The organism is Intrasporangium sp. (assembly GCF_032907665.1).
Taxonomy (GTDB): Bacteria; Actinomycetota; Actinomycetes; order Actinomycetales; family Dermatophilaceae; genus Intrasporangium.
Genome location: NZ_JAJJPG010000035.1, coordinates 1 through 3,589 on the forward strand (window position 1 = coordinate 1; position 3,589 = coordinate 3,589).

Genomic DNA, 3,589 nt, shown 5'->3' on the forward strand with positions numbered 1-3,589 from the left:
AGCACCAGCCCGATCGCACTTGCCAGGGTGCGCACGATCTCCTCGGACATCGACTCGGCCTGGAGGAGGTCGAGGACGGGTCGGTCGTAGAGGAAGAGCAGGAGCAACACCGGCAAGGCGGCTCCGGCGTAGGCGAACACGATGGTGTAGATCGTCGAGGCGATGTGGTCCCGACCGATGCGCATCCCCGAGCTGAAGAGCGTCCGACGGGACAGGTGCGGTGCCGCGGCTCGGAGTTCCCACACGGCCGACGACTGCGTGATGGTCACGTCGTTGAGGACACCGAGCCCCGCCACGATGATCGCCGCTGTCAGCAGCTCACGTGGCCGCATCGTCTCCGTGAAGGCAGCCAGCGTCGCCCCTTCGTCGTCGGCGACACCGCTCAGGCGGGCGAGATGGACAGCGAGGACGCCGAGGACGGCGGTGATGGCGACACCGAAGAGGGTGCCGGCCAGCGCGGTGCTCGTACGGGTGGACAGGCCGTGAGCGAGGTAGAGGACGACGAACATGATGGCCGTGGAGGCGATGAGCGCCACGCGCATGCCGGGCTGCCCCTCGAGCAGGGCCGGCAGCATGAACTTGATGACGACCAGTCCTCCGAAGCCGAGGCCCACGAGGGCGAGGACTCCGCGCAGGCGGGCGACGACGGCCACGACGACGAGGAAGAGCGCGAGCAGCAGCGCGAGAGGGGCGCCGCGTTGGACCTGAAGGAAGGAGTAGGCCGCCGGTTCGTTGCCCTGCGCCGGGATCTTGAGGAGCTGGACCTTGTCGTCGGGCTGCAGGCCCGACAGCGAGACTGGTCCAGGCACGGAGATGGTCACGGTGAGCTCGTCGTTCCAGTCCCCGGTCTCCGGCTCGAGGACGACGCGGATGGCGCCGCACGTCGCGGAGTCTGCGGCGACATCACCCCCTTGGTTCTCGAGGGGTGCCGCGCCCACCTGGCTGTCCGTGCCGACGCACGGAGGCAGGACCTCGGCAACGGTGGCGATCGGAAAGGTGACCCCCGGCGCTGCGAAATCGGAGGACGCCACGCGATCGGTGGATGCTCCGTCCGAGGGCCAGTAGCGGACGAGGCCGAAGAGGGTGGCCGCAGCAGTGACGACGAGGAAGATCGTCAGTGCGAGCTTCGCTATCGAGCCGACCTCGACCGGCGGACCACCACGGTGCGAGTGGGCGTGGGAATGTCCTTGGGAGTGGAGGTGTCCGCCGGGCATGGCTGAGAGTGTGCCACGGTTGGACCAGCAGGAGCCCCACGGAGGGCGCGCGGTTTCAGACGCGAGGCGGTCCACGCCGCGCCCGGCCGGGTCCGGATCGCCACGGACAGTTAGGCTCTGACTCGTGGATGGGGAGATGGTCTCGGAGCGCCACCCGACCGAGGTGTCGGGGCGCCTGCTCACCCTTCCCAACGTGCTGTCGATCCTGCGGCTGGTCGGCGTGCCGGTGTTCCTTTGGGCCATCGTGGCCCAGGAGGACGGCTGGGCGCTCTTCGTGCTCATGGCGAGCGGCGTCACCGACTACGCCGACGGCAAGATCGCGCGCAAGTTCCACATGGAGTCCCGCTTCGGCCAGCTGCTCGATCCGGTTGCTGACCGGCTCTACATCCTGACGACGCTGATCGGTCTGGCCTGGCGCGACATCATCCCGGTGTGGCTCGTCGCCGTGCTCATCCTCCGCGAGCTGGCCATGAGTCTCATGCTCCTGCACCTGCGTCGTCGAGGGCAGATCGGGCTTCCCGTCCACTTCGTCGGCAAGGCCGCCACCTTCAACCTCCTCTATGCCTTCCCGCTCCTGCTGCTGGCCAACCGAACGGACTGGCTCGGGGATCTCGCCCGACCAGTGGGCTGGGGCTTCGCATGGTGGGGCATCGTGCTCTACTGGCTCGCCGCCGTCCTCTACGCCCTCCAGGCCAGGTTCGTTCTGGCCAGGGCCAAGGTGCAGACCGCATGAGCACCCCGCCAGGGCCTCGGCGCCCGGACGCGTCGATGACGCTCCTCACGTCCATGCTGGAGCGTCCCCTGGATGCGGGCTACCAGGAGGCGGCAGACCGTCGGGTCGCCGCCGGCCTGCCGCCGGCGACCCCGACGCGCACGATCATCGTCATCATCATGATGGTGATCACGGGGTTCCTCTTCGCCGTGGGGGCGCAGGCCCTCCGGCCCCGTCCGACGGCTCTGGCCTCCGTCAAGGCCGAGCTCGTCTCCCGCATCGAGTCACTGCAGACGGAGGGACAGGAGCAGGAGTCGCGGGTCGCGTCACTCAGCAGGGAGGTGGACGAGCTCGAGTCCCTCGCTCTCCGTCAGGCCGGTGCCGCCAGCCTCACCGAGGCGATCGAGGACCTCGAGGTCCAGGCGGGAGTCGTCGCCATGACAGGTCCGGGCCTCACGGTGACCATCGACGATGCCCCGTCGGCCAAGCGGGACGCCAGTGCCGGAAGCCGACCCAGCAGCGGGTTCGAGTCCGAGCGAGTCACCTCGAGCGACCTTCAGATCGTGGTCAACGGCCTCTGGGGAGTCGGCGCCGAGGCCATCGCGATCAACGGGCACCGGCTGACCTCCACCGCCGCCATCCGCTTCGCGGGCCAGGCGATCATCGTCGACTTCAGGCCGATCACGCCCCCCTATGCCATCACGGTGCTCGGCGACGCGGCCCGCATGCAGCAGCTCTTCGAGCCCTCCTTCGCCGGCGTCTACCTCGCTCAGCTCGGCGACCAGTTCGGGATCACGCACGAGATCACCGCGAGCGACGATCTCATCGTTCCGGGTGACGCCGTGACCCGGCTGACCTCGGCGCAGCCGATCCAGCCCGACTCGGCACCCGGGACCACCGGGACCGGCGTAGCATCCACCCCCGCGACGAGCGAGGGCCAAGACCTTCCGAGTACCGTCAGCTCCGGTCGGGATGGCCGGGACTCGCCCGACGACGGCAGCCAATGACTGCCCACGACAACGCACAGAGGAGCACTTCGTGATTCCAGCCCTCGGACTACTCGTCGGGCTGATTGCCGGCTTGCTGCTGGACCCAGCAGTGCCCGTGTGGCTGCAGCCATACCTCCCCATTGCCGTGATCGCTGCGCTGGACGCGGTCTTCGGAGCAGTCCGCGCCGTCCTCGACGGGATCTTCAATGACAAGGTCTTCGTCGTCTCGTTCCTCTCCAATGTCATCGTGGCAGCGTTCATCGTCTTCCTCGGTGACCAGCTCGGCGTCGGCGCCCAGCTGTCCACAGGTGTCGTCGTCGTACTCGGGGTCAGGATCTTCTCCAACGTCGCCTCCATTCGTCGTCACCTCTTCAAGGCCTGACATGGCACGTCGCACCAGGGGAAAGTCGCGCCGCCTCGAGAAGGGGGCACCTCCGGTCGCCCCCGCGCCACCAGGTCTTGATGGCGAGCCCGGGTCGGAGGACCAGATCACGACACCCGAAGGCAGCGAGCTGGAGGGCGTCCGGGAGGAGCAGATCCCTGAGCGGGGGGACACATCCGTTGACTCAGCGACGGATCGGGAAGGTGAGACCAGCGGAGCAGACGACGGCGAATCCCAGGCCGCCCGGCCGGACGCGACACCCGAGGGTGGCGAACCGTTGGCCGCCGAGCCG

Annotated in this window: 4 protein-coding genes; 3 read left to right on the top strand and 1 reads right to left on the bottom strand. The window is 68.5% G+C overall.

Features of this window, described 5'->3' with window-relative positions:
• A partial coding sequence (locus LOY02_RS07550; RefSeq protein WP_317181727.1) for a YibE/F family protein occupies positions 1-1,214 on the bottom strand: 1,214 nt, incomplete at its 3' end.
• Positions 1,215-1,350: 136 nt separating this feature from the next.
• On the opposite strand from LOY02_RS07550, the gene LOY02_RS07555 reads away from it, so the two are divergent.
• From LOY02_RS07555 to LOY02_RS07565, 3 genes are read left to right on the top strand one after another with little or no spacing between them, the layout of a single operon-like run.
• Complete coding sequence (locus tag LOY02_RS07555; RefSeq protein WP_410505930.1) at positions 1,351-1,947, top strand: CDP-alcohol phosphatidyltransferase family protein; 597 nt, start codon at positions 1,351-1,353, stop codon at positions 1,945-1,947.
• Positions 1,944-2,933 carry a DUF881 domain-containing protein gene (locus LOY02_RS07560; RefSeq protein ID WP_317181729.1) on the top strand — a complete coding sequence of 330 codons (990 nt, stop codon included), beginning with the start codon at positions 1,944-1,946 and terminating at the stop codon, positions 2,931-2,933. Before LOY02_RS07555 ends, LOY02_RS07560 begins: the two co-directional genes overlap by 4 nt.
• 31 nt (positions 2,934-2,964) lie before the next feature.
• Positions 2,965-3,297: a small basic family protein gene (locus tag LOY02_RS07565; RefSeq protein ID WP_317181730.1), complete on the top strand. Its 333-nt coding sequence runs from the start codon at positions 2,965-2,967 to the stop codon at positions 3,295-3,297.
• Positions 3,298-3,589 lie beyond the last annotated feature (292 nt).